Below are 23,518 nucleotides of genomic sequence, written 5' to 3'. Positions count from 1 at the left end.
AGGGCCGGCCGGAGCGGTCGCTCAGCCGAACTGCACCGACCGCTTCGAAAGGCCCAGCCACGAGCCCTCGATGACGCTCCGCTGGCTGCCCAGGTCGTCCGCCGCCGCGCCGAGCGTGACCGCGAGCGGCACGAAGTGTTCCTCGCGGGGGTGGGCGTACCGGGCGGCCGGAGCCTTGTGCGCGAAGTCGAGCAGCGCGTCGACGTCACCGGCCGCCAGGGCCCGCCGCCCCCAGTCGTCGAACTCGGCCAGCGGGGAGGGGACTTCGTTCTGGGGGTTGATGGCGCGCAGGTTGTGCGTGAAGTGGCCGCTGCCGACGATCAGCACGCCCTCGTCGCGCAGCGGCGCGAGCCTGCGGCCGATGTCCATCAGCTTCTGGGGGTCCAGCGTCGGCAGGGACATCTGGAGCACCGGGATGTCCGCGTCGGGGTACATCTCGAGCAGCGGCACGTACGCACCGTGGTCGAGGCCGCGCTCGGGGAGGTCCTGCACCGGCATGCCCGGGGCCCGCAGCAGTCCCCGGACCTGCTCGGCCAGCTCGGGGGCGCCCGGCGCGGCGTACCGGATGCCGTAGTAGTGCTCGGGGAAGCCCCAGAAGTCGTAGACCAACGGCACGGCGGTGGTCGCGCCGAGCGCGAGCGGGGCCTCCTCCCAGTGCGCGGAGACCATCAGGATCGCCTTCGGGCGCGGCAGCTCCGCGCCCCACCGGGCGAGCTGGCCCGGCCAGACGGCGTCCTCGGCGAGGGTCGGGGCGCCGTGGCTCATGAAGAGCGCGGGCATCCGCGACACCGGGTGATCCAGGGGTGCGGTGGTCATGGGCGGTCGCCTCCTCGACAGTGTGGTTCAAATTTGAAGCACATGGACGACGGTACTCGATCGTTCGAATTTGAACAACAGGCGTACGCTGCTTCCATGGGTGACACCAACTGGCTGAACGACGACGAGATGGCCGCCTGGCAGGCCTTCCTGACGGCGGGGGCGCTCCTCGACCGGCGCATCGAGGAGCAGCTGAAAGCCGAGTCGGGCCTGTCCCACCTCCAGTACGAGGTGCTCGTGCGACTGTCGGCCGCCCCGGACGGCGAGCTGCGGATGAGCGAACTCGCGGGCGCCCTGATCACCACCAAGAGCGGACTGACGTACCAGATCACGCAGTTGGAGAAGGCGGGGCTGGTGCGCCGCCGCTCGTGCGCCGCGGACGTGCGCGGCGTCTACGCCGTGCTCACCGACGCGGGCCGGGCCCGCCTGGAGCGGGCGGCGCCCGGCCATGTCGAGGTCGTCCGCGCCCATCTGATCGATGTGCTCAGCGAGGACCAGGTGCGGGTCCTGAAGGACGGGCTCGGGGAGGTCGTGCGGAGGCTGGGCGGGGGATGAGGGGGGCGGGTCAGACCAGCGCCTCGCGTTCGGCGCGGGCCTGCTCGTCCTGGTCCGCGAGGTGCCAGTGCAGATCGCGGACGCCCGGCTCCAGCGAGAGGCGCGTCACGAGCTGCTCCATGTCCGCGCCGGGGGCGCCGTCGAGGACGACGGCGGCCTCCAGGGCCGTGCTGTCGTCGTCCTCGCCGCGCCGGATCCGCAGCCCCGCGAGGCGCGGGTCGGTGCTGCTGAGCAACTGGATGAGCAGCGCCCGGACATGGGCCTCGTCGCGGCGGTCGCAGGTGACGTGGAAGGTGACCTGCGTGGGGGTGTCGGAGTTGCCCTGCGGGGCCCGGTCGATCAGGCGGCTGGTGGGTCGCAGCGTCAGATGGACGGCGACGACGGTGGCGGCGCCGAGCAGGGCGAGGATCAGCCGTCCGGAGGCCGCGAGGACGCCGACCGCCGCCGAACACCACAGCGTGGCCGCCGTGTTGAGGCCGCGGATCGAGGCGCCCTCGCGCATGATGACGCCGCCGCCGAGGAATCCGACGCCGGAGACGACGTACGAGGCGACGCGCGTCGGGCTCGTCGGGTCGTGCATCGCCTCGCTGTAGAGCACGAACAGCGTGGCCCCCGCGGCGACCAGGGCGTTGGTGCGCAGCCCCGCCATACGGGCGCGCCACTGCCGTTCCACGCCGATGAGGGCGCCGCAGCCGACGCCGGTGGCCAGGCGCAGGGCGAAGTCGAATGTGGTCAGGGACTGCATGGCGGCACCTCCAGGTGGCTCCCGTACCGCTGTCACCGGTACTTCTCACGCGACTGATACTTGCATGCTTGCGCAAGTATGCAAAAAGAGTACCCGCTCGGAGGGTGCCTCGGCCTCCTTATTTGCGTATCGACGCAAAGAGGCGCACACTTCCGGAGGCAGCCCCCGGCATTCCGGCCCGGGGCACGTCCCGGCCCGGTGACGCATCCCGGCATCGCGCCGTCCCGGCATCCCGGAAGGAGGCAGTCATGGGCGCCGACCCTCCCAGTAGCCGCTGCCTCCCCGGCAGCTCCTGATCCGCCGCTCCCCGCGTCAGCACCGCACGGGACCGGCGTGACACGGCCCGTGCGGCACCGCGCCGACGGCCGTCTCTCCTCTTTGCCAGTTCACGTGCGCACTCCCGTCACGGTGTGACCCTCGCCTGCCCGGCCTCGGCTGCGGTCGCGGCCGGGGAACCGCTGTGCCCAGAGTGTGGTCGGAGGTTCTTGTGATGTCGTTCAAGGCCGGTGGCGCTCCGCCGCGCGCCCCGCTCTCCTCCCGGTTCGCCGGGCGCCTTTCCCGGATGTCCTGGGTGGACGTCGTGGTCGCCGCGGCCGTCCTGGTCCTGCTCTACCTGGTCCTGCGGGTCGGTCAGGGCACCACCGTCCGCTTCTCCACCGACCAGTCGGTCACGGTCGACACCGATCCGGCGCGGCTGCCGTACGACGCGGCGCGCTCCCTGCTGCGGATGTTCGTCGCCCTGGCCGCCTCGGTCGTCTTCACGTTCGCGTACGCCTACGCGGCCGCCAAGAGCCGCCGTCTCGAACGGATCCTGATCCCGGCCCTGGACATCCTCCAGTCCGTGCCGGTCCTCGGCTTCCTCACCGTCGCCGTGACCGGGTTCATCGCCCTGTTCCCCGGCTCCCTGCTCGGCCTCGAATGCGCGTCGATCTTCGCGATCTTCACCTCCCAGGCCTGGAACATGACGTTCGGCTTCTACCACTCGCTGACCTCGCTGCCCCGTGAACTCGACGAGCTGTCACGCTCGTTCCGCTTCACCAAGTGGATGCGGTTCTGGAAGGTCGAGGTCCCCGCGGGGACGATCGGCCTGGTCTGGAACGGCATGATGAGCTTCGGCGGCGGCTGGTTCTTCCTCGTCGCCTCGGAAGCCATCAGCGTCAACAACAAGGACTACGCCCTGCCCGGCGTCGGCTCCTACGCCGGAGCGGCCGTCGCCGACGGCGACCTCGGCAAGGTCGGCTGGGCCGTGCTCACCATGGCCGTCATGGTCATCGGCGTGAACTTCCTGTTCTGGCGCCCGCTCACGGCCTGGGCGGAGCGCTTCAAGAACGAGCAGGCGGAGGCCGACGAGGTGCAGCGCTCCGTCGTCCTGGACTTCCTGCGCCGCTCCCACTGGCCGCACCTCCTCGGCACGCTGCTGCGCCCCGTCGGCCGCGCCCTCGGCCGCGCCGCCCGCGTGTTCGGCACCGACGACCGCCCCCTGTCCGTCGACCCGGCCCGCAGGCGCACCGGCGACCTCGCCTTCGGGCTCGTCGCGGGCGGCCTCATCGTGTGGGGCCTGGTCGACCTCGGCCGCTACCTCGACGACCGCACCGGCCTCGGCGTGTTCGGCGAGCCGCTGCTGCTCGGCCTCGTCACCTTCGCCCGCGTCGTCGTGCTCGTCGCCGTCGCGACCGTCGTGTGGGTGCCCATCGGCGTACGGATCGGCTTCTCGCCGCGCCTGACCCGGATCGCGCAGCCGATCGTCCAGGTGCTCGCGAGCTTCCCCGCCAACTTCCTCTTCCCCCTCGCCGTCTGGTTCTTCCTCAAGACCGGTCTGTCCATCGACGTCGGCGGCATCCTCCTGATGGCGCTCGGCGCCCAGTGGTACATCCTCTTCAACACCATCGCCGGTGCCATGTCGATCCCGACGGACCTGCGCGAGGCCATGGACGACCTCGGCGTACGCGGTCGGCAGCGCTGGCGGCGGCTGATCCTGCCGGGCGTCTTCCCCGCGTACGTCACCGGCGGCATCACCGCGTCCGGCGGCGCCTGGAACGCTTCCATCGTCTCCGAGGTCGTCACGTTCGGCGGCACCACGCTGACCGCGACCGGCCTCGGCGCGTACATCGCCGAGGCCACCGCCGACGGCGACTTCCCGCGCCTGATCGCGGGCGTCGCGGTCATGAGCCTGTACGTCGTGGGCCTCAACCGGCTGCTGTGGCGCCGCCTCTACCGCCTCGCCGACACCCGGTACGCGCTGTGACCCGCGACCGGGCCCAGGCCGTGGCCCACCCCTCGACTTCCCTCTCCCTCTGCCGAACTGGAGCCTCCGTCATGGCACTCAAGGCCCTCCGCAAGCTGCGCACCCACTCCGCCCCGGCCTCCGCCCCGGCCGTCGCCCCGCCGCCCGCAGCCGACGGCGACGCCCTCCTGGAGGCCGTCGGCCTGACCAAGTCCTACGCGGGCGCCGACGGCGACCTGCCCGTCCTCTCCGGCATCGACCTCACCGTCCGCGCCGGGGAGATCGTGGCGCTGCTCGGCAGGTCCGGCTCCGGCAAGTCCACCCTGCTGCGCTGCCTCGCCGGGCTCATCCCGGCGAGCTCCGGCTCCGTCGCCTACCGGGGCGAGCCGCTGACCGGCGCCAACCCCGGCACGGCCATGGTCTTCCAGACCTTCGCCCTGCTGCCCTGGCTCACCGTGCGCCAGAACGTCGAACTCGGCCTGGAGGCACGGGGCGTGCCCGCCGACGAGCGTGCCCGCGCCGCCGGGCAGGCCATCGACCTGATCGGCCTCGACGGCTTCGAGTCGGCGTACCCGAAGGAGCTGTCGGGCGGGATGCGGCAGCGCGTCGGCTTCGCGCGGGCCCTCGTCGTGGAGCCCGACGTGCTGATGATGGACGAGCCGTTCTCCGCGCTCGACGTGCTGACCGCCGAGAACCTGCGCGGCGAGCTGATGGAGCTGTGGGAGTCGGGGCAGTTCCCCACCCGCGCCGTGGTCCTGGTGACCCACAACATCGAGGAGGCCGTCCTGATGGCCGACCGCATCGTCGTCCTCGGCTCCCGCCCCTACGGCACCATCCGGGAGACCGTCGAGGTCGGCCTCGACCGCCCGCGCGACCGGGACGCGCCCGCCTTCCAGGAACTCATCGACCGGGTGTACCGCATCATGACCGGCCGCCCCAAGGAGGCCCGGCTCTCCGGCCGCACCGAACCCGCCGACCTGGACAGGCGCACGGTCGCCGGCACCCCGCTGCCCGCCGCCACCGTCGACGGACTGTCCGGCCTCGCGGAGCTGGTCGCCCACCGCGGCGGCCGCCGCGACCTCGCCGACCTCGCCGACGAACTCGGCCTGGACGTCGACGACCTGCTCCCGCAGGTCGACGCCCTCGAACTGCTCGGCTTCGCCTCGATCAACGGCGACGACCTGGTCCTCACCGAGCCGGGCACGGCGTTCGCGGAGGCCGACGTACAGACGTCCAAGACCATCTTCGCCACCGCCGCCACCGAGATCCCGCTGGTGAAGCTCATCACCAACAGCCTGCGGCAGCAGCCGGACGGCGCCGTCCGCGCCGGGTTCTTCCGCGACCTGCTCGCCCACCACTTCACGAGCGAGCAGGTGGACCGGCAACTGGAGACGGCCACCGACTGGGGCCGGTACGCGGAGCTGTACTCCTACGACGCCGATCCGCAGGAGTACCGGCTCGACGAAGAGGCGGGGGCGGAGGGGGCGGAGCGGGAGCCGGGGCGCGGGTGACGGCGGATCAGCGCCGTGCCCGTCGCCCGGCGCGGCGGTGTCGTACGGGGCCGGGGTGAGGCGCGGTCCCGGGCGCGCTCGTGCCTTCGGCGGCCGCCCGCGCGATGTTGCGGGCCATGCCGCCGAAGACGAGAGCGTGGAACGGCGCGACGGACCACCAGTAGGCGTGGCCCAGCAGGCCGCGCGGGTGGAACAGGGCGCGCTGCCGGTAGCGGGTGCGGCCCGCGTCGTCCGTCTCGGCGTGCATCTCCAGCCAGGCGAGTCCCGGCAGCCGCATCTCGGCCCGCAGTCGCAGCAGCCGTCCCGGCTCGATCTCCTCGACCCGCCAGAAGTCCAGCGAGTCGCCGACCCTCAGCCGCTCGGCGTCGCGTCGTCCGCGGCGCAGGCCCACACCGCCGACGAACCGGTCGAGGCGGCCCCGGACCGCCCAGGCGATCGGGAGGGAGTACCAGCCGTTGTCGCCTCCGACGCCTTCGATCACCTTCCACAGCGCCTGTCGGGACACCTGGACCGGCAGTTGCCGTTCGTCCTCGTAGAGGCTGCCGCCGGCCCAGTCGGGGTCGGTGGGAAGCGGATCGCTCGGTGCCCCGGGCACGGAGGCGGACGACCAGCGGGTGGCGACCTGGGCCTCCCGCACCCTGCGCAGCGCCAGGTCCAGCGCCTCCTCGAACGGCAGCGGGCGGCCCGGCAGGTCGGGCACATACCGGGCGATGTCGTGTTCGTGGCAGACGACCTCGTGGCGCAGCGACTCCGTGAGCGGCCGGGCGATCGCGGCGGGCACCGGGGTGACGAGGCCGACCCAGTGGCTGGAGAGCCCCGGCGTGAGAACGGGCACCGGCACGATGAGCCGTCGGCGCAGCCCGGCGACTCTCGCATACGCACGCATCATCTCCCTGTACGTGAGGACGTCCGGGCCCCCGACGTCGAACGCCCGGTCGACATCGGCCGGCATGGTGGCCGATCCGACGAGATAGCGGAGCACATCGCGGACGCCGATGGGTTGTGTGCGCGTGTGCACCCAGCTGGGGGTGACCATGACCGGCAACCGCTCGGTCAGATAGCGCAGCATCTCGAACGAGGCCGATCCCGAACCGATGACGACGGCGGCCCGCAGCACGGTGGCCGGGACCGGTCCGTCCAGGAAGATCTGCCCGACCTCGGCGCGCGACCGCAGGTGCGTGGAGAGCCGCGCCGCGGGGACGCCGCGCGGTGTGAGACCGCCCAGATAGACGATGCGCCGCACACCGGCGGTGTGGGCCTGTTCGGCGAAGGTCCGGGCCCCGCGGCGGTCGGTCTCCTCGAAATCGGAGCCGGAGCCCAGCGCGTGCACCAGGTAGTACGCGACGTCGATCCCGCGCAGGGCCTCCGCGAGCGAAGCGGGGTCCGTGACGTCCCCCTGGGCCACCTCGACGTCCGCCGCCCACGGGTGGTCGCGGAGTCTGCCCGGCGAGCGGGCCAGACACCGCACCCGATGCCCCGCGGCCAGCAGTTCCGGCACCAGGCGCCCGCCGATGTAGCCGGACGCGCCGGTGACCAGACAGTGCAGCCGCTCTGCGGCTCGCCGTCCGTCCGTTCCCATGATCATTTCCTCCGCCCACTGGCTCCGAGCAGGGTCGCCTGCCGAGAGGCTTCCAGCAACGCGAGGGCGCACATCAGCGGCCCTCCTCGATCTTGCCGCGCAGTTGGAACAGGCCCCGGCGCGCGTGACTCTTGACCGTGCCCAGGGGCAGGCCGGTGCGCTCGGAGATCTGCGCCTGCGTCAGGTCGTCGTAGAACGCGAGGCGCAGCACCTCCCGCTGCCGCCGGGGCAGACGGGAGAGCTCCGCGGAGAGGAGAACCCGGTCCAGCACCTGGTCGATGACGGCCGGTTGCGGGTTCGGTACGGCGGCGTCCGCGGCGCGGCCCGCCGCCTCGACCAGACGGAGGCGACGGGTGCGGGCCGCCAGCGCGTCGACGGTCTTGCGCCGGGTGATGCCGACGAGCCAGGCGCCCAGCGGCCCGCGTTCGGGGTGGAATCCGGACCGGCCCCGCCAGGCCGCCAGGAACACCTGCTGGGTCACGTCCTCCGCCTCCCGCGCGTCGCCGAGCGAGCGGGCGGCCATGGTGTGGACGAGGGAGCTCCAGCGCCGGTAGATCGCGGCGAACGCCTGCTCGTCGGAATCGACGAGCCCGCGGGCGAGGTCCTCCTCAAGCGCAGTTCCCTCGACGGGCGGGAACAGACGCTCCGAGGTTCGCATGATCGAACTCATGGTCTTGTTCCTCCTGCGAAGCGGCGGTGCGGAGTAGGAGTTCACGTGCGGACGCACAGCCACGGGCCGGCGCCCACCCGCGCCGGTTCCGAGTCTTGGACGCAGAAACGACGCAAGCAACACGCGTCGGTTTTGCGTCGTACGATGAGTCGGTGAGCTCGAGCGAGCACGAAAAGGCCGCGAGACTGTCGACCGGTGCGGTGGCCAGGCGCCTGGGCGTCGCACCCACGACGGTGCGCACGTGGGACCAGCGCTACGGCCTGGGGCCCGACGCCCACACCCCCGGCAAACACCGCCGCTGGACCGCCGCGGACATCGCACGGCTGGAGCGGATGAGCGCGCTGACCATGGCGGGGGTGCCGCCGGCCGAGGCCGCGCGCGCCGCACGCGAAGGCCGGCCCTCGGCACCGCCGCCCGCCGCCGACGCACCGGCGCGGCCGAGCCCCGCGCGCAGCCGGTCGGGCACCGGTCTCCAGCTGGGGGACGTGCGCCGGGAGTGCAAAGGTCTCGCCCGCGCCTCCCTGCGGCTCGATGCCGCCTCCGTGGACGACCTGCTGGCCGCGGCGATCGATGACCACGGCCTGGTCACGGCATGGCAGGAAGTGATCATGCCGACGCTGCAGGCGGTGGGGCGCAAGTGGCAGAGCTCGGGCGAGAAGTACGTGGAGGTCGAGCACTTCCTCTCCTGGCACATCACCGGTGCGCTGCGCCGAGGCGCCCCGAGGATCCCTGCCGACCAGGCGGCCGCCACGACGTTGCTCGCCTGCGTGCCCGGCGAGATCCACACACTGCCGCTGGAAGCGCTGGCGGCGGCCCTCATCGACCGGGGCCTGCCGGTGCGGATGTTCGGCGCGGCCATGCCCGCCGAAGCGCTCGTGGACGCGGTCCGCAGGACCGGGCCCGCCGTCATCGGGCTGTGGGCCCAGTCCCGGACCACCGCGAACCGCCCCCTCGCGCAGCACGTGGCGGCCATGGAGTGGGGCGTGCGCGGCGCCCGCAGACACCCCCTCGTACTGACGCTCGGGCCGGGCTGGGCCGGTCAGACCGTGCCCGGACTGCCGCGGCCCTCGGGACTGGCCGAAGCCCTGGCGGCCGTGGAGACGGCGGTGGGCGACGACGTCCGGCGGCGCCCCGTCGGGCGCTGAGCCCGTCCGCATCCGCGGTCACCGGCGCACGGGAAGTGAGAGTGAGTTCCGCACCGGTCGGAATGCGCCGCGAAGGGAATCGACCGATGAACTCGCGCACCCTCACTCTGACAGCCGCCACCGCGGGCGCCCTCGCTCTCGCCCTCGCGAGCGCCGGACCCTCCCCGCCGACCCCGCCGAAGCGGGCTGGTACCGCCACGGGCCCGCACCCGGCGCCCCGAACGGTTCCGCCGTTCTGGTCGGCCATGTCGACTCCCGCAGCGGCGAGCCGGGCGCCTTCGCCGCGCTGTACGACGTCCGGTCCGACGACACCGTCGTGGTGGAGCGCGAGGCCGCCGAGCCCGTGCGCTACCGGGTGACGGCCCGCCGCACCGTGCCTCGACAGGACCTGCCACCGTCGGTCTTCCGCCGCGTCCGAACCGGCCCGGCACACGCTGTCGGTGGACAGGGCCAGACAGGAGCCGGTTCAGGGCATCGGCGCCCTCACGCCGTGGGGAGGCGAGAAGCCGTGAAGCATCCGCACCCCGCCGATCTCGCCGATCTCGCCCTCGCGGACGAGGCCTCCGGAACCCTCGACACCCGCACCGCCCACCTGGCGGCGTGCGATCGGTGCCGGGCCGAACTCGACTCCCTGCGCAGGGTCGTCCGAGCGGCGCGGGCCGTGTCACCCGACGACGTTCCGGCTCCGCCACCCGAGCGGGTCTGGCAGGTGATCTCCGCCGAACTGGATCTCGCCCCGCCGTGAGCCGGAGTCACGGGAAGGACACCCGGGGCGTGGCGCGGCTCGAGGCACCGGAAGGCCCCGACGGCAGGTGCACGTCGATGTGAGGGAACTGCATCCAGGCGGCCCTCGGCGGCCGAACGTTCTTCAGCCCATGCCGGTCGAATGGCTGAGAGGACGTGCAATGCGCCCCGGGACAGGAGCACCGCCCGCCACGAGCGGCGGCGGAGCGGTCGCCGCAGAGGCCCACACCCGTGTCCGGGGCCGCTCGGACGCCGCCACGGAGACGAGGCGCGACACCCTGGGACCTGCGCGCGCACACGACATCGACGCCGACGTGCCCGCCGCGGTGGGACGCGCGCTCGCGGTCATCCTCCAGGGGCGACTCGAGGATGCCGGAGCCATCGACGGCACGTTCGCGCGGGATATCGCGGCCCGCGTGGCCCGATTCACCTTGGAGGGCGGCAAGCGCATCCGCTCCCAGTTCCTCTGGTGGGGTCTGCGGGCGTGCGCGGGAGGCTCCGACCTCGGCCAGATGGAGGCCGCCCTTCGCCTGGCCGCGGGCCTCGAACTCGTCCAGACCTGCGCCTTGGTCCACGACGACGTCATGGACGGCTCACCGCTGCGCCGGGGCAGGGACGCCGTCCATGTGGACGTCCAGACGCAGTACGGGACGCCCGCGGCGGGCGGGCCCGGCGAGCCGTTCGGCACGGCCGCCGCCATCCTCGTGGGCGACCTGGCCCTCAGCTGGGCGGACGACGTGCTGGCCTCGGTCGACCTCGATCGCGCGAAGGCACGTCAGGTGCGCGCACTGTGGCAGTCCATGCGCGCGGAGATGGTGGCAGGCCAGTATCTCGACCTGCAGGGTCAGGCCGTCGGTTCGCGGTCGGTGGTCAGATCCATGCGTACGGCGTCGCTCAAGGGCGCCTTGTACTCGGTGGAGCGTCCGCTGGCCTTCGGCGCGGCGCTGGCCGGTGCGGACGAGGCCACGACGCGCGCGCTGCGCTCGGCGGGCCGCTGCGCAGGCATCGCCTTCCAACTGCGCGACGACCTCTTCGGCGCGTTCGGAGATCCCGCTGAGACTGGCAAGCCCTCCGGGGACGACATCCGCGACGGCAAGGGCACGTATCTCCTGGCGGTGGCCACCGCCAGGGCCGAGGCCGCGGCGGACCGCGATCTGCTGACCCTCCTCAACGCCTGCGTGGGCAGGGCCGACTTGGCCGATGCCGACGTGCGCAGGGTGCGCGAGGCGTTCGTGACGACGGGGGCACGAGCGATCGTCGAGGACAAGATCCTCCACCTGATCGAGGAGGCGAACCGGCACCTCGGCGCCGGTGTCCTCGTCCCGCACGCCGACCGGCGACTGCGCGCGCTCTTCCACCGCGTGGCAGGCCTCGCCGCGGCCGGTCACCCGGCGGCGCCGTCCGCCCCGCGCGACCCCCGTGCCGAAGGCGGCAGCCGATGAGGACCCTGCCGGGGCGGACCGATCACGTGGTGGTCGTGGGCGCAGGACTCGCGGGTCTGTCGGCCGCCCTGCATCTGCTGGGCTCCGGACGAGCCGTGACCGTGGTCGAACGGGCCGATCACCCGGGCGGCCGGGCGGGGCTCCTGGAGCGGGCGGGCTACCGGATCGACACCGGCCCCACCGTCCTGACCATGCCGGAACTCGTCGAGGACGCCTTCGCCGCGGTGGGCGAGAGCCTGCGGGACCGGTTGGACCTCGTCCCGCTGCACCCCGCCTACCGGGCCCAGTTCGCCGACGGCAGCAGCCTGGACGTCCACACCGGCCCCGGCGCCATGGAAGCCGAGATCGAACGCTTCGCCGGTTCCAGGGACGCCATGGGGTACCGACGCCTGCGCACCTGGCTTGAGCGGCTCTACCGGCTCCAGATGCGCCGGTTCATCGACACCAACTTCGACTCGCCCCTGGAACTCCTGACCCCCGACCTGGCCCGGCTCGCCGCCCTCGGCGGTTTCCGGCGCCTTGACGCGCGCATCGCCTCGTTCATCTCCGACGAACGACTGCAGCGGATCTTCTCCTTCCAGGCGCTGTACGCGGGCGTGCCCCCGGCCCGCGCCCTGGCCGCCTACGCGGTCATCGCCTACATGGACACCGTCGCCGGGGTCTACTTCCCGAGAGGCGGCATGCACGCCCTGCCACGGGCCATGGCGGAAGCCGCCGCACGGGCGGGCGCCGACATCCGGTACGAGCACGACGTCCGGAGCCTGGAGCGCACCGGATCCCGGATCACCGCCGTCATCACCGCCCGGGGACGCATCGCCTGCGACGCCGTGGTCCTGACCCCGGACCTGCCCGTCGCCTACGAACTCCTGGGCCGTGTGCCACGCCGTCCGAAGCCGCTGCGCCACTCGCCCTCCGCCGTGCTCCTGCACTTCGGCAGCGACCGCACCTGGCCCCGACTGGCGCACCACACGATCTCCTTCGGGTCCGCCTGGAAGTCCACGTTCCACGAACTGACACACACCGGGAACCTCATGTCCGACCCGTCCCTGCTCATCACCCGCCCGACGGCCACCGACCCCGACCTGGCACCGGCCGGACGCCACCTGCACTACGTACTGGCTCCCTGCCCCAACACCGACATCGGCCCCGGGGCGCGGGACTGGAGAGCCCTCGCGCCCCGCTACCGCGACAGCCTCGTCGCCGAGCTGGAGCGACGCGGGCTCGCCGGGATCGACGCGGCCGTCGAGGAGGAGTGCCTGGTGACCCCGGCGGACTGGACGGCGCGAGGACACGCCGCCGGCACTCCCTTCTCCGCCGCCCACACCTTCGCCCAGACCGGCCCCTTCCGCCCCCGCAACCTGGTGCGGGGCACGGACAACGCGGTTCTCGCGGGCTGCGGCACGACCCCCGGCGTGGGCGTGCCCACCGTCCTCGTCTCCGGCAAGCTGGCCGCGGCACGCGTCACCGGCCCACCGGGAGCGTCGTCCGCCGCCGGACGGTCCAGGGCCACGGGGGGACACGGATGAGTGCCCGGGAACTGGACGCCGCGGGGATCACCGATCCCGCGCTGCGTACCGCCTACTCCCACTGCCGGCGCCTCAACGCCCGCCACGGCAAGACGTACTTCCTGGCGACCCGGCTGCTGCCGGTCGAGCGACGGCCCGCCGTCCACGCCCTGTACGGCTTCGCCCGCTGGGCCGACGACATCGTCGACGTCGGCGAGGGGGCAGCCGCACCGGACGAGAGGTCCCTGGCGTTGCGACGCCTCCAGGACCAGCTGGACCACGGGCTGCGCACGGGCACGAGCGGCGAACCCGTCGTGACGGCCCTGGCCGACACCGCACGCCGCTACGCCATAGACTCCCGGCACTTCACCGACTTCATGGCCTCCATGCGCCTGGATCTGGAGGTGAGCCAGTACTCCACGTACAGCGATCTGGAGCGGTACATGCACGGCTCGGCCGCCGTCATCGGCCTGCAGATGCTGCCCGTGCTCGGCACCGTCGTCCCCCGCGCGGAGGCCGCGCCGCACGCCGCGGCTCTCGGGGTCGCCTTCCAGCTGACCAACTTCCTGCGGGACGTGGGCGAGGACCTCGACCGGGGCCGGATCTATCTGCCCCAGGACCTGCTCTCCGCGCACGGCGTGGACCGCGCGCTCCTGTGCTGGAGCCGTACGACGGGGCGCCGGGACCACCGGATCACCGAGGCGCTGACGGCTGCCCGCGCCGTCACCCGTGACGCCTACCGCACGGCGGCACCGGGCCTGGCCATGCTCGACCCCGTCTCGCGCCCGTGCGTCCGCACCGCCTTCGTGCTCTACGCCGCCATCCTGGACGCCATCGCCGCCGACGGCTATGCCGTCCTGCATCGCCGGGCGGTCGTCGCTCGCCGCCGTCGAGCCGCCGTTGCCTGCGACGGCCTGGCCCGGGTGGTGGCCGCCCGGCTGCGCCACCGCCTGCGCGGCAGCGCCGTGCCGCCCGGGCACCCGTCGACCGTGGACACCCGGCAGCCGTGGAAGGAGCCCGTATGAGTGCAGGCCGTGAACCCGGGCCCCGGCGCTACCCCTTGCGGCTGCGTCGTCGGCCCGTGGCCTGGGAGCGGCAGCACCCGACCTGGCGCGAGGCGCGGCCCGCAGTGATCGCCGCGGCGCTGAAGCGCGCCCAGGGCCGCCCGTCCGGCAACTGGTACGTGCTGGGTGCCTCCAGGCAGCTCAAGGGCGACCGCTCCCTGGGCCGCACGGTGGCGGGCCGGGAGATCGTGCTGTGGCGCGACGCCGGGGGGACGGTGCGGGCGGGGCCGGGAGCCTGCCCGCACCTGGGCGCCCCGCTCAAGGACAGCCCGGTGCGCTGCGGCACGGTGATCTGTCACTGGCACGGGCTGGCCCTGGACGGCCGGCCCTTCGGGGACTGGAACCCTTATCCGGCCTTCGACGACGGTGTGCTGACCTGGGTCAGACTCGACGACATCGGCGGCGAACAGGCCCTGGACCGGCCCGTGGTCCCTCCGCGTCCCCGCCTCGCGCACAGCGTGGCGGCCGTGCTGACGACGAGTGGGCGCTGCGAGCCCGAAGACGTCGTCGCCAACCGCCTCGACCCTTGGCACGGTGCCTGGTTCCACCCGTACTCCTTCGTCGACCTGACCGTGGCCCCGCTCACCGGGGACGGCTCGGACGAGGCCGGGGACGACGCCTTCACCGTCGACGTGTCCTTCAAAGTGGCGGGGCGCGCGGTCGTACCGGTGCGGGCGGTCTTCACCGCTCCAGAACCGCGCACGGTCGTCATGCACATCACCCACGGCGAGGGCGCGGGCTCCGTGGTGGAGACCCACGCGACACCGTTGGGCCCGGATCGTGCCGGACATCCCCGCACCGCGGTCGTCGAAGCGGTGATCGCCACATCCGAACGCCCCGGCTTCCTCGCGGCCCGGGCCGTGGCTCCCGCGCTGCGGCCGCTCATGCGCGCGGCGGCGGCCCGTCTGTGGCGCGACGACATCGCTTACGCCGAGCGCCGCTGGACCCTGCGCAGCACAGGGCGGTTCCCCGGCTGACGCACGGGAAACGCCCCACGGACCTAGGTACCGGCGAGCCGGTTGAGTGCCCTCAGCGCCTGCACCCGGCCGCGGTCCGGGACCGACCACAAGGTCTGGCCGCCGATTCCCCACCGCTCGAGCAGCGCGTTGGCGGCGAGGAACCCTGACGTCACGGCCCGTTCCATCAACGCGGCGGGCAGGTCGATACGGACCAGGTCGCCCGCGACGGTCAGGGCCGGGTCCGCGGTGCGCACGGTGGGCCGGTCGGGGTAGCCGCCCACCGCGAACAGCGGGCAGTCGGCGCGCCATTCGTGGCGCTCGTCGACGATTCTGGCGTCACGGGTCTCGGGATACAGGCGCCGCAGCTGGTCCAGCAGTTGTTGTTGCACCGCTGTCCGGTGGGTGGTCCGTTCCACGGCGTAGGCGTGCAGTTCCACCACGGAGCCACCGGTGCGGGCGACCCGGCGCAGGGCTTCGCCGTCCCACCGTTCCAGCACGCTCACGTTGTCCAAGGGGCCGTATCCGCTGGTTCCCAGGAATCCCGGGCGCTCCCAGGAAACCGGGCGGTCCAGCCACAGCCGGGAGACGAGGAACGGAGGGGCGGTGGCCAGGCGCATGATGCGTTCCCGCCAGTCCGGGTCGCCCAGTTGGGGCGAGTTCGCGACCACATGGCGCAGGCCCGCCGTGTCCAGGGCGAGCACCACGGTGTCGTGCCGCATCTCGCTGTCCCGGGTGGTGACGCGGAATCCGCCCGTCGGCGCACGCCGCACGTTCTCCACCGTGTGCCCGGTCCGGATGTCGACGCCGTGATCGTCGAGATAGGCGCTCAGCGGTTCCCAGAGGGCCGTGGGGAAGGGTTCCTGCGGCACGTCGAAGAGCAGGCCCTCGCTGGAGCCGAGGAAGTAGATGTGGAACATGAGGGCGAGTTCGGCGGCAGAGAGCCGGCGCGGATCGGCGAAGAAGCTGCGGGAGAACACCTCGAACGCCAGGTGGTGGGCGGCTTTGGGAAACCGGATCCGTTCCAGCAGTTCCCGCGCGCTGATCCGGTCGAGCCGGCGGTAGATCTCGGGGACGCGCACATCCATCAGGGGCAGCGCGGCGCGCGCGTTCACGCGGGCCAGGTCCCGCCAGCCGAACGTGGGGCTGCGCGCGGCGAAGCCGAGGGCGTTCCACGGCGGTGTACGCGGCACTCCGGCGAAGCCGTCCTGGAACCCGGCGCTGTGCCGCAGCGGGTAGTCGGGCAGGCCGGTCAGCATGGTGAGGCCGGGGTCCACCCGGCGCAACAGGCCGCGCAGGTTGTAGTACTGGCGGAAGAAGGCGTGGAAGCCCCGGGTCATGGTCGCCGTGGAGCCGTCGGCGAGTTCGATCGGCCAGCCCGCAAGGCGCCCGCCCAACTGGTACTCGCGCTCGTACAGGGTGACCCGTACGCCCCGTTCGGCCAGGGCCGTGGCGGCGGCCAGCCCGGCGAGGCCGCCGCCCACGACGGCCGTCGTGGGCGCCTGGCCCCGTGGTGCGCGGGCGAGCCCGACCGGCGCGTGCCACACCCGGGCGCGACGGTCACGGCCGTGGCGGGCCCGCCCGTCCGGCGCGATGTCGGATCGACTCATCGAGGGCTCTTCTCGGCCGTGCCGGACGAGGCCAGCACGGTGTGCACGATGCCGGTCTGCCAGCCGGGCACCGGCAGGACGCGCACGTGCGTGAAGCCGGCCCGCCGGGTCCGCGCGGCGAACGCCGCCGCGGTGTCGAAGCGGCAGACGCTCCTGAACAGGTGCCGGTAGAGGGTTCCGTCGCCGACGAGGGTCCCCGCGGGCTGCACCACCGCCTTGCAGACGGCCGTCCAGACGAGGCGGTCCGCCGGCCGCCCGCTGAGGGTGTACTCGTGCACGGCCAGACGCCCGCCCGGTGCCAGCAGAGCGCGGACCGCGGCGAGCACGGCATCGGGGTCCGCGAGGTTGCGGAACAGGTAGGCGGCGAAGACCGCGTCGAAGGGCCCCCGCACGCCCGCCTGTTCGAGCCGCTCGGCGGGTGACCGGACGAAGGTGACCGTGGGCGGCCAGGACTTGGCGGCGGCGTGCGCCAGCATTCCCGCCGAGGCGTCGACCGCGACGATCTCGGCCCGTGGCGCGACGCGCCGCAGCGCCTCGGTGGACGCCCCTGTTCCGCACCCCAGGTCGAGCAGCCGCAGTCCCGCGCCGCCGTGTGGCAGCCGCAGTCGGCGGGCGGAGCGGCGAAGGTGGGCGTGATAGCCGGGATTGACGGCGACCAGCCGGTCGTAGGCGCGGGCGGCGTGGTCGAACGCGGCGGACAGGGTGTCGTCGCGCAGTACGGTCATCTCAGGTCTCGTTCCGGTCGGCCGGGCACCCCGCCGCCTCGGGGGCGGGGGCGTGACGTTTGGGGAGCCAGGGCAGTTCGACGGCGGTGCGCAGCATCGGGCCCACGGGGGTGCGCAGCCCGATCGTCAGGTCCTCGTGGGCGTGGGTGCGGCCGTCGAGGAAGCGGAGCAGCCGCTCCATGGGGACGTGGCGGAAGAGGTCGGTGAAGAGCGACGCCCCGCTGACCCGTCCGCTGTCCAGGGCCCGCAGCAGGACGGCGTCCATGGCGCGGGACCGTCGTGAGTGCGCGGGGGGCGGTCGGGGCGTGCGGCCTTCGTGACAGGCCGCGGCGATGGCCCGTGTCTGTCGCTGGATGGCGGCGAAGGTGTATCCGGTCGAGGGCCGTGTCGCTCCGCCCGCGGTCCCGATGCGGAAGACGGAGGGGCCGGCGCTGCGTGGAAAGCGCGCGTCGGTCATGGGGATCACGCCGTGCTCCACGCGGGCGACTTCGTAGTGCTCCAGGGCCAGTTCGTGGGTCAGATAGCGACGCAGCGCGTTTTCGTACGCTCGGCCGTCCAGGACCTGGCGGGAGAACTCCGTGTACTCGACCAGGGCCTGGCGGGGGCCCGTCGGCAGGACGTAGGCGAAGGACACGCCGTGTGCGGGCTGCGGTGTGCGGAAGTCCATCAGGACGGCCGCCCGCGGGTCGAACGCGGGTCGGTCGGTCCGGACGAACCAGCCGCGGAAGTGCTGCAGCAGCGTGGTCCGGCCCGGCGGCAGGACCGACGGCGGACGGGAGTCGAACACCCACCGCGCCCGCAGCGCCAGGGAGCGACCCGCCCCGGTGCGCGTGCGGATCTCGGCGCCGTGGCCGAAGTCGTCGATCGCCTCGACCACCGCCGTGAGCCGGGACACGTTCGGCTCCCCGGCGAGGCGGTCGCCGACCAGGGACTCGAAGGAGCTGGAACGCAGCATCTTGTAGCGCAGAGGGGCGGGCGAGGCGGTGACGGCCGTGCCGTCGGGGGCATGCACGCGCAGGGTGTCCCAGGCGGCGGTGAGGGCGGCGTCGTAATCGCCGTCCGGTTCCTCCCAGAAGCACCACGTGCGCTCTCCCGGCTTCCGTGGCCCTGCCGGAGCGTCCACCAGGACGACCGACGGCGTGCGGCCGCCGGGATGGCCTGTGGCCAGGCGGTAGGCGAGCGAGAGCCCGGCCGCGCCCGCCCCCACGATGGCGATCTGCGTGTCGTGCATGGGCCCCTCGCCGGTCGTCCGTCGATGCCCGGTCTTCCGCGCGAGGCCGCCCCTCGGATGCACCGGCACGGCACGAATCCCGGTCGGCAGCCCAATTCGGTGAACCGGCGGTGGCGCGCACGCACTGCCCGCGCACGCACTGCCCGCGCACGCACCGCCTGCGCACGCACTGCATCTGGACACCACATCGGACCGGAACCACTGGTGCGGGACGTGCCCGCCCCCAAGGAGCCGCGCCATGACCATCTCGATCGTCCTGTTCACCTCGGACCTGCGCGTCCACGACCATCCGCCGCTGCGGTCCGCGCTGCGCGGGGCCGACGCCGTCGTGCCTCTGTTCGTGCGGGACCCCGCCGTGGACGCCGCCGGGTTCGCCGCCCCCAACCGGCTGGCGTTCCTCGCCGACTGTCTGTCCGACCTCGACGCGAATCTGCGCGCGCGAGGCGGTCGGCTGATCGTGCGCCGCGGTGACCTCGTCGACGAGGTGTGCAAGGTCGTCACCGAGGCGAACGCCCGCGAGGTGCACATGGCGGCCGACCACAGCAGTCACGCGCATCGCCGTGAGGGCCGACTGCGCCGTGCCCTGGAGGCCCAGGGGCTGCGCCTGTTCGTCCACGAGACCGTCCGCACCGCTGTCGCCCCGGGCTCGGTCACCCCGGCGTCCTCGGACCACTTCGCCGTGTTCACGCCGTACTTCCAGCGCTGGTCGCAACAGGCCCTGCGGGAGTCCCTGGCAGCTCCCCGCGCCGTGCCCGTGCCCGCCGCCGTCGGCTCCGAGGCGCTCCCGGCCCGCGGTGACATCACCGGCGTGTCACCGGGTCTCGCCGAGGGCGGCGAGAGCCTGGGCCGCCGACTGGCCGCCGCCTGGCTGCGCACCGGGGTGTCCGCCTACGACGACCGCCACGACGACCTGCCGGGCGACGCCACCTCGCGGCTGTCCCCGCATCTGCACTTCGGCACGCTGTCCGCCGTCGAGCTCCTTCACCGCCTGCGTGTGGAGCACGGCCCGGGACCTGCGGCGTTCGTCCGTCAGCTGGCGTGGCGCGATTTCCACCAGCAGGTCCTCGCCGCCCGCCCGAGCGCCGCGTTCAGCGACTACCGCAGCCGGCACGACGCCTGGCGCGGAACAGCGGAAGCACACGACGACATCGAGGCCTGGAAGCAGGGCCGCACCGGCTACCCGGTGATCGATGCCGCGATGCGCCAACTGGCCCACGAGGGCTGGATGCACAACCGCGGCCGGCTGCTCACCGCGAGCTTCCTGACCAAGACGCTCTACGTGGACTGGCGCATCGGCGCACGGCACTTCCTGTCCCTGCTGGTGGACGGCGACATCGCCAACAACCAGCTCAACTGGCAGTGGATGGCGGGCACCGGCACGGACACCCGCCCCAACCGGGTCCTCAACCCGCTCACCCAGGCCAAGCGGCACGACCCCGACGGTGACTACGTCCGACGGTGGGTCCCCGAGCTCGCGGGGCTGCGGGCCCCGGCCGTCCACGAGCCGTGGAAGCTGCCCGGACTGGACCGCGCCGCCTGCGACTACCCCGATCCGATCGTCGATCTCGCCGAGGCACGGGACCGCTTCCAGCGCTCGCGCGACCGCGCCAGGGGCGGGGCCCGATGACCACCGCGCCAGGGGCGGGGCCTGATGACCACCGCGCACGGCCTGTCCGGCGACCGGCCCGACTCCGCCGTGCCGTCCCGCTTTCGGCTCGCGCACGTGGCGCGGATGCGTCCTGGCGGGCTCGCGGCTGCGTCCGGGCGGGCTCGCGGCCCGGAGGCCGAGAAGGACCCGGGGCCGTCCGGCTAGTGCCCGGTGGCCGGGCGGCGGCGGATCGCCCGTGCCCTGGTGCCGCGCGCGGTGACGGTCTGCTCCTGCGCGCCGGCCTCCGCGGGCTCCGCGGCCGGGCCGGTCGCCTCGGCCGCGGCGGAGGCACGGGCCACCAGCGCCGCCTCGTCCAGGAGCCCCCGCACGTCCGCCGCGCGGTAGTAGATCCGGGTGCCCTCGCGGCGCGACACCACGAGCCCGGCCGCCCGCAGCTTCGCCAAGTGCTGGGAGGTGGCGGCGACATGCGCGCCGAGCAGCTCCGCGAGCGCGCTGACCGGCAGCTCCTGCCCGCTGAGGGCCCACAGCAGCCGGTACCGCGACGGGTCGGCCACCGCCTTCAGCACCGCCACCGCACGGTCGGCGGCCGCCGCGTCCCACGACTGTCCTTGCGCGTCCATGCAAATAGGGTAACCGTCGTGCGGCGCCCGGCCACCGCGACGCGGTTCAGGCCCCCGCGGTCCCGCCGCGCCGCCCCGAAGCCGTCGAGCCCCTGACCACCAGCTCCGGCATGAACACGAACTCGCTGTGCGGTGCCGGGGTGCCGCCGATCTCCTCCAGGAGGGTGCGGACCGCGGCCTGCCCCATGGCCTGCACGGGCTGGCGGACCGTGGTCAGCGGCGGGTCGGTGAAGGCGATCAGGGGGGAGTCGTCGAAGCCGACCACCGAGATGTCGCGGGGCACGTCGAGGCCCTGCTCGCGGGCGGCACGGATGGCGCCGAGGGCCATCATGTCGCTGGCGCAGACGATGCCGGTGCAGCCCTTGGCGATCAGCGCCGTCGCCGCGGCCTGCCCGCCCTCCAGGGTGTACAGGGAGTGCTGGACAAGATCGTCGGCCGCCGCGTCGGACAGGCCGAGCCGCTCCCGCAGGCCGAGCCGGAAGCCCTCGATCTTGCGGACGACCGGGACGAAGCGCCGGGGGCCGACCGCGAGGCCGACGCGGGTGTGACCGAGCGAGGCGAGATGGCGCACGGCCAGCTGGGTCGCGGCCCGGTCGTCGGTGGAGACGAAGGGCGCGTCGACCTTGGGGGAGAAGCCGTTGACCAGGACGTGCGGGACGCCCTGGGCGCGCAGGGAGCCGTAGCGCTCCATGTCGGCGGTGGTGTCGGCGTGCAGCCCGGAGACGAAGATGATCCCGGCGACGCCGCGGTCCACCAGCATCTCGGTCAGCTCGTCCTCGGTGGAGCCGCCCGGGGTCTGGGTGGCGAGCACCGGCGTATAGCCCTGGCGGGTCAGGGCCTGGCCGATCACCTGGGCGAGCGCGGGGAAGATCGGATTGTCCAGCTCGGGCGTGATCAGGCCGACCAGGCCCGCGCTGCCGCGTCTGCGCAGCCGGACGGGCCGTTCGTAGCCGAGCACGTCGAGTGCGGCGAGAACGGCTTCGCGGGTGGCCGCGGCCACGCCGGGCTTGCCGTTGAGGACCCGGCTGACGGTGGCTTCGCTGACTCCCGCCTGGGCTGCGATGTCGACGAGCCGCGCGGTCATGCACGGGACTGTACCGGCCGACCGCGGTCTTGCCCACCGGTTGCGCAAGCTTGCAGCAAGCCCTGACGGGCCCCGCCGCAACGTGCAGGACACACGACGGTAACGATCACCTCGTCTTGCAGAAATTTCTCGCAAGGTCTTTCGGCTGGTTTTCAAGCCTGTTACGTTCCTGCCAACCCGGCGCCGCCTCGAGTGCGGCCAGCAGGAGGCACCTCTTCGTCTCTCCTCATTCCGGGTCATTCCGGGACCAGTTGAAGGAGTACACATGCGGCGTGGCATAACGGCCACCGCACTGGTCGCAGCCCTTGCGATGACAGCGGCGGCGTGCGGCGGCGACGACGGTGACGGCGGCAAGAAGAGCGGCGGCAAGCTCTCCGGGACCGTCACCTTCTGGGACACCTCGAACGACGCCGAGAAGGGCACGTACGAGAAGCTGGCCAAGGGCTTCGAGGACCTCCACCCCGGCGTCACGGTCAAGTACGTGAACGTGCCGTTCGGCGAGGCCAACGCCAAGTTCAAGAACGCGGCCGGCGGGAACTCCGGCGCCCCCGACGTCATGCGCACCGAGGTCGCCTGGGTCGCCGACTTCGCGAACCTCGGCTACCTGGCGCCGCTGGAGGGCACCGCCGCGCTCGACAAGCCGGACGACTTCCTGCCGCAGGCCGCCGCGAGCACCAAGTTCAAGGGCAAGACCTACGCGGCGCCGCAGACCATCGACACCCTCGCGCTCTTCTACAACAAGAAGATGCTCAAGGAGGCGGGCGTCGAGGTCCCCAAGACCTTCGAGGACGTGAAGTCCGCCGCCAAGAAGATCAAGTCGAAGTCCGGCAAGACCGGTCTCTACCTGCGCGGCGACGACCCGTACTTCTACCTTCCCTACCTCTACGGCGAGGGCGGTGACCTCCTCGACACCAAGAAGAAGGAGATCACCGTCGACGACGCCGAGGGCGGCAAGGCCTTCGAGGTCATGAAGGACCTCGTCGACTCCAAGGCCGCCGTCACCGACGCCAGTGACGGCTACAACAACCAGCTCAACGCCTTCAAGAACGGCGATGTCGCCATGGCGCTCGACGGCCCCTGGTCCATCGAGGGCGCCCTGCAGGGCAAGCAGTTCAAGGACGACAAGACCAACCTCGGCGTCGCACCGGTGCCCGGCGGCAGCGCCCGGCAGGCCTCGCCGCAGGGCGGCTGGAACCTGGCCGCGTACGCCGGTTCCAAGAACCTCGACGCCTCGTACGAGTTCATCAAGTACATGAGCTCGGCGAAGGTGCAGCAGCAGACCACCGAGAAGCTGAGCCTGCTGCCCACCCGCACCTCCGTCTACGACGTGAAGTCCGTCAAGGGCAACCAGATGGTCCAGTTCTTCAAGCCGGCCGTCGACAAGTCCGTGCAGCGGCCCTGGATCCCCGAGGCCAACTCGCTGTTCGAGCCCATCCGCCTCGAGATGCAGAAGGTGCTCAGCGGCAAGACCTCACCCGAGGGCGGCGCCGAGAGCATCGGCAAGGCCTACGGCAAGCTCCTCAAGGACTACAAGTAACGATGGCTGTCGAGAGCGGCCCCCGAACGGTCGAGGCCGCGGACGCCACCGGCGTCCGCGGCCGCCGCCCCCCCCCGGGCCCGAAACCCCGGCGCCGGCGCCCGGCCCGGTGCACGCCCAGGTGCGCGGGGGGCCAGGTGGCCCCC

General features: G+C 73.0%; 21 protein-coding genes and 1 pseudogene. 13 read left to right on the top strand and 9 right to left on the bottom strand.

The genetic code is table 11. From position 1 onward, the window contains the following. Positions 1-21: 21 nt before the first annotated feature. A complete protein-coding gene (locus tag ACFVHO_RS19465; RefSeq protein WP_385715793.1) occupies positions 22-816 on the bottom strand; it encodes a dioxygenase in 795 nt (264 codons plus the stop codon). A 96-nt stretch (positions 817-912) separates the two neighbouring features. Between ACFVHO_RS19465 and ACFVHO_RS19460 the strand changes: the two genes are divergently transcribed. Continuing rightward, positions 913-1,371 carry a MarR family winged helix-turn-helix transcriptional regulator gene (locus ACFVHO_RS19460; protein WP_385715791.1) on the top strand — a complete coding sequence of 153 codons (459 nt, stop codon included), beginning with the start codon at positions 913-915 and terminating at the stop codon, positions 1,369-1,371. A 10-nt stretch (positions 1,372-1,381) separates the two neighbouring features. Here ACFVHO_RS19460 and ACFVHO_RS19455 read toward each other — a convergent pair whose 3' ends face one another. Further along, positions 1,382-2,116: an MgtC/SapB family protein gene (locus ACFVHO_RS19455; RefSeq protein WP_385715788.1), complete on the bottom strand. Its 735-nt coding sequence runs from the start codon at positions 2,114-2,116 to the stop codon at positions 1,382-1,384. A 490-nt stretch (positions 2,117-2,606) separates the two neighbouring features. Here ACFVHO_RS19455 and ACFVHO_RS19450 point away from each other — a divergent pair, with 490 nt between their 5' ends. Next, positions 2,607-4,361, top strand: coding sequence for an ABC transporter permease (locus tag ACFVHO_RS19450; protein ID WP_385715785.1), 1,755 nt, complete (start codon positions 2,607-2,609; stop codon positions 4,359-4,361). Positions 4,362-4,432: 71 nt separating this feature from the next. Then, positions 4,433-5,851 carry a nitrate/sulfonate/bicarbonate ABC transporter ATP-binding protein gene (locus tag ACFVHO_RS19445; RefSeq protein ID WP_385715782.1) on the top strand — a complete coding sequence of 473 codons (1,419 nt, stop codon included), beginning with the start codon at positions 4,433-4,435 and terminating at the stop codon, positions 5,849-5,851. Between the two features lie 7 nt (positions 5,852-5,858). Here the strand turns inward: ACFVHO_RS19445 and ACFVHO_RS19440 are convergent, their stop codons facing one another. Both ACFVHO_RS19440 and ACFVHO_RS19435 read right to left on the bottom strand, forming a co-directional pair. Further along, positions 5,859-7,430: an SDR family oxidoreductase gene (locus ACFVHO_RS19440; RefSeq protein ID WP_385715779.1), complete on the bottom strand. Its 1,572-nt coding sequence runs from the start codon at positions 7,428-7,430 to the stop codon at positions 5,859-5,861. Positions 7,431-7,503: 73 nt separating this feature from the next. After that, the gene (locus ACFVHO_RS19435) at positions 7,504-8,100 is read right to left on the bottom strand and encodes an RNA polymerase sigma factor (RefSeq protein ID WP_385715777.1); all 597 of its coding nucleotides are present in this window, start codon (positions 8,098-8,100) and stop codon (positions 7,504-7,506) included. A 152-nt stretch (positions 8,101-8,252) separates the two neighbouring features. Between ACFVHO_RS19435 and ACFVHO_RS19430 the strand changes: the two genes are divergently transcribed. The 7 genes and pseudogenes from ACFVHO_RS19430 (at position 8,253) to ACFVHO_RS19400 (ending at position 14,977) form a co-directional block, all read left to right on the top strand. Further along, positions 8,253-9,245 (top strand): MerR family transcriptional regulator, encoded by a 993-nt coding sequence (locus tag ACFVHO_RS19430; RefSeq protein WP_385715774.1) that lies wholly within the window; start codon positions 8,253-8,255, stop codon positions 9,243-9,245. 10 nt (positions 9,246-9,255) lie between these two features. Continuing rightward, positions 9,256-9,648 (top strand): annotated as a pseudogene (locus ACFVHO_RS19425) (class F sortase); the annotation flags it as partial. Between the two features lie 105 nt (positions 9,649-9,753). Then, entirely contained in the window at positions 9,754-9,990 is a 237-nt protein-coding gene (locus tag ACFVHO_RS19420; protein WP_385715771.1) for a hypothetical protein, read from the top strand. 160 nt (positions 9,991-10,150) lie between these two features. Continuing rightward, complete coding sequence (locus tag ACFVHO_RS19415) at positions 10,151-11,431, top strand: polyprenyl synthetase family protein (protein ID WP_385715769.1); 1,281 nt, start codon at positions 10,151-10,153, stop codon at positions 11,429-11,431. Further along, a complete protein-coding gene (locus tag ACFVHO_RS19410) occupies positions 11,428-12,957 on the top strand; it encodes a phytoene desaturase (protein ID WP_385715766.1) in 1,530 nt (509 codons plus the stop codon). The genes ACFVHO_RS19415 and ACFVHO_RS19410 overlap by 4 nt, the downstream gene beginning before the upstream one ends. After that, positions 12,954-13,961 (top strand): phytoene/squalene synthase family protein, encoded by a 1,008-nt coding sequence (locus tag ACFVHO_RS19405; protein WP_385715763.1) that lies wholly within the window; start codon positions 12,954-12,956, stop codon positions 13,959-13,961. The genes ACFVHO_RS19410 and ACFVHO_RS19405 overlap by 4 nt, the downstream gene beginning before the upstream one ends. Continuing rightward, a complete protein-coding gene (locus ACFVHO_RS19400; RefSeq protein WP_385715760.1) occupies positions 13,958-14,977 on the top strand; it encodes a DUF5914 domain-containing protein in 1,020 nt (339 codons plus the stop codon). The genes ACFVHO_RS19405 and ACFVHO_RS19400 overlap by 4 nt, the downstream gene beginning before the upstream one ends. A 23-nt stretch (positions 14,978-15,000) precedes the next feature. Here the strand turns inward: ACFVHO_RS19400 and ACFVHO_RS19395 are convergent, their stop codons facing one another. From ACFVHO_RS19395 to ACFVHO_RS19385, 3 genes are read right to left on the bottom strand one after another with little or no spacing between them, the layout of a single operon-like run. Continuing rightward, complete coding sequence (locus ACFVHO_RS19395; RefSeq protein ID WP_385715758.1) at positions 15,001-16,566, bottom strand: FAD-dependent oxidoreductase; 1,566 nt, start codon at positions 16,564-16,566, stop codon at positions 15,001-15,003. Then, positions 16,563-17,291: a class I SAM-dependent methyltransferase gene (locus ACFVHO_RS19390; RefSeq protein ID WP_385715755.1), complete on the bottom strand. Its 729-nt coding sequence runs from the start codon at positions 17,289-17,291 to the stop codon at positions 16,563-16,565. Before ACFVHO_RS19390 ends, ACFVHO_RS19395 begins: the two co-directional genes overlap by 4 nt. Position 17,292: 1 nt before the next feature. Then, a complete protein-coding gene (locus ACFVHO_RS19385; protein ID WP_385715752.1) occupies positions 17,293-18,522 on the bottom strand; it encodes a lycopene cyclase family protein in 1,230 nt (409 codons plus the stop codon). Positions 18,523-18,760: 238 nt separating this feature from the next. On the opposite strand from ACFVHO_RS19385, the gene ACFVHO_RS19380 reads away from it, so the two are divergent. Continuing rightward, the gene (locus ACFVHO_RS19380) at positions 18,761-20,149 is read left to right on the top strand and encodes a cryptochrome/photolyase family protein (RefSeq protein ID WP_385715749.1); all 1,389 of its coding nucleotides are present in this window, start codon (positions 18,761-18,763) and stop codon (positions 20,147-20,149) included. A gap of 24 nt (positions 20,150-20,173) precedes the next feature. Then, the gene (locus ACFVHO_RS19375; protein WP_385715748.1) at positions 20,174-20,335 is read left to right on the top strand and encodes a hypothetical protein; all 162 of its coding nucleotides are present in this window, start codon (positions 20,174-20,176) and stop codon (positions 20,333-20,335) included. Here the strand turns inward: ACFVHO_RS19375 and ACFVHO_RS19370 are convergent. Continuing rightward, complete coding sequence (locus tag ACFVHO_RS19370; protein WP_385715746.1) at positions 20,332-20,751, bottom strand: ArsR/SmtB family transcription factor; 420 nt, start codon at positions 20,749-20,751, stop codon at positions 20,332-20,334. The two genes, ACFVHO_RS19375 and ACFVHO_RS19370, sit on opposite strands and share 4 nt — an antisense overlap. Before the next feature lie 46 nt (positions 20,752-20,797). Next, a complete protein-coding gene (locus tag ACFVHO_RS19365) occupies positions 20,798-21,835 on the bottom strand; it encodes a LacI family DNA-binding transcriptional regulator (protein WP_385715743.1) in 1,038 nt (345 codons plus the stop codon). 265 nt (positions 21,836-22,100) lie between these two features. Here ACFVHO_RS19365 and ACFVHO_RS19360 point away from each other — a divergent pair, with 265 nt between their 5' ends. Next, entirely contained in the window at positions 22,101-23,372 is a 1,272-nt protein-coding gene (locus tag ACFVHO_RS19360; protein WP_385715740.1) for an extracellular solute-binding protein, read from the top strand. Positions 23,373-23,518: the final 146 nt, after the last annotated feature.

The organism is Streptomyces sp. NPDC127108, assembly GCF_042677545.1.
Taxonomy (GTDB): domain Bacteria; phylum Actinomycetota; class Actinomycetes; order Streptomycetales; family Streptomycetaceae; genus Streptomyces.
The sequence above is the reverse complement of the archived record's forward strand: the minus strand, read 5'-3'. Positions and strand labels throughout refer to the sequence as shown.